Genomic DNA, 1,758 nt, shown 5'->3' with positions numbered 1-1,758 from the left:
CGCCCGAGCGCGCGTAATCGGCGCCGCCCTTGGTGGTGATGTGCTCCATCACCACGCGCAGCCCGGGGTGGCGCGGCGGATCGGGTCAAGCACGCGGTCGATGAACACCGCCTCGCGGTCGAAGATGTCGACGTCGCCGTCCACCACTTCACCATGCACGCAGAGCGGCACGCCGTGCTCGGCCATCGCCTCGAGCACCGGGCGGACCTTGTCGAAATCGCGCACGCCCGAGGCCGAGTTGGTGGTGGCGCCCGCCGGGTAGAGCTTCACCGCGGTGATGATGCCGGCCTGCTTGGCGGCCACCACGTCCGCGGGATCGGTCTCCTCGGTGAGGTAGAGCGTCATGAGCGGGGTGAAGTCGCTGCCCTCGGGCAGGGCGGCGAGGATGCGCTCGCGGTACTCCGAGGCCTGCGCGCCGGTCACCACCGGCGGCACGAGGTTCGGCATGATGATCGCGCGGCCGAAATGCCGGGCGGATTCGGGGGCCACGGCACGAAGCATCGCGCCATCGCGCAGGTGCAGGTGCCAGTCGTCGGGGCGGCGAAGCGTGATCTGGGTCATGGCCTCGCCGATAGCACGCGCCCGCAGTCCCCGCCAGAGGCAAGGGCGCACCAGCGTCTTCATCTTGCCGGATAAACTCCCGCCGGAGGCACACCCGACAGCGACGCCGGGCGCGGCTCCGGAGGTCGGCGCGAAGATCGCCTCACTGACGCGGGGCGCGCGTTGCCGTCAGCTCCACGATCACGTCAACCTCGAAGCTCAGCTGGCCCGGGTCGCCCATGTTGTCGCCGATCGCATAGTTGCGGCGGTCGAGCGTGGTACGGCCCTGCATCCGGGCGGTGTCGCCGTCGATGCGCAGCTGGAAGGGCAGCGAGACCGGCACCTCGGCGCCCTTCATCGACAGCGTGCCTTCGGCCACGTAGCCGTCCGCGGCGCTCAGGATGTCGGCCTGGAAGGTGGCCGTGGGGAAGCCCTCGGCGTCGAAGAAGTCCTTGCCCAGGGCCTGCTTGGTGACCGAGCCCAGCGTCAGCGAGGGGATCGCGATCTGCACCGTGACCTCGCCGGACTTGCCGGGCGCGTCTTGCTGCTCGAAGGCGATGGCGGCGGTCCAGTCGGCGAAGCTGCCGGTGACCTCGGAGCCCATCTGCACGAGGCTGATGGACAGCGTGCCCTCCTGCACCTCCCAGTCCGAGGCGGCGGCCTCGAGCGTCGGCGCCTCGGCCCCGGGCTCCTGCGCGAAGTAGCCCGCCGCGGCGGCCCCGCCCAGCACCGCGATCCACGCGGCCGAGGCCAGCACCAGCGGCGCGACATGGCCATGGTGACGGCCCGGCGTGCCACCGTGGGCGCCGCGCACCATGCGCGCCAGCGTCGGGTCGCGGTCGATGACCGCGTGTTTCACTGCGCCGAGGATGTGCAGCGCCACGATGCCCACCAGCAGCCACTGCGCGAGGAAGTGGACCGCGGCCGCGGTCTCGGCCAGCTCGGGCGAATTCGGCACCAGCGGCAGGTCCTGCCCGAAGGGCCAGAGGATCGGCGCAAAGCCGTCGGTGGCGGCATGTTCGACCCAGCCCGAGAGCGGCACGATGACCAGCGCCGCGTAGAGCCCCCAGTGAACGGTGTCGGCCAATAGCCGCTCGGCGACGCGGTCGGGGTGCAGCGGCGCGGGCTTGGGCTGCGCGATCATCCAGACGATGCGCAGCAGCGCGAGGAAGAACAGCGCCACGCCCAACGTCTTGTGGGCCGAGAACAGCGCAGACT

The 1,758-nt window shown here is 71.2% G+C and carries 1 protein-coding gene and 1 pseudogene; both read right to left on the bottom strand.

Annotated features, from left to right (window positions below; genetic code table 11):
- Positions 1-561: pseudogene (locus tag HC022_RS25815) on the bottom strand (amidohydrolase family protein); the annotation flags it as partial.
- A 142-nt stretch (positions 562-703) separates the two neighbouring features.
- Positions 704-1,758: cytochrome b/b6 domain-containing protein (locus HC022_RS25810; protein WP_167454288.1), on the bottom strand; the 1,055-nt coding region annotated here is incomplete at its 5' end.

Origin of the sequence: Salipiger sp. HF18, from assembly GCF_011806505.1 — a bacterium.
Lineage (GTDB): Bacteria > Pseudomonadota > Alphaproteobacteria > Rhodobacterales > Rhodobacteraceae > Salipiger > Salipiger thiooxidans.
The sequence above is the reverse complement of the archived record's forward strand: the minus strand, read 5'-3'. Positions and strand labels throughout refer to the sequence as shown.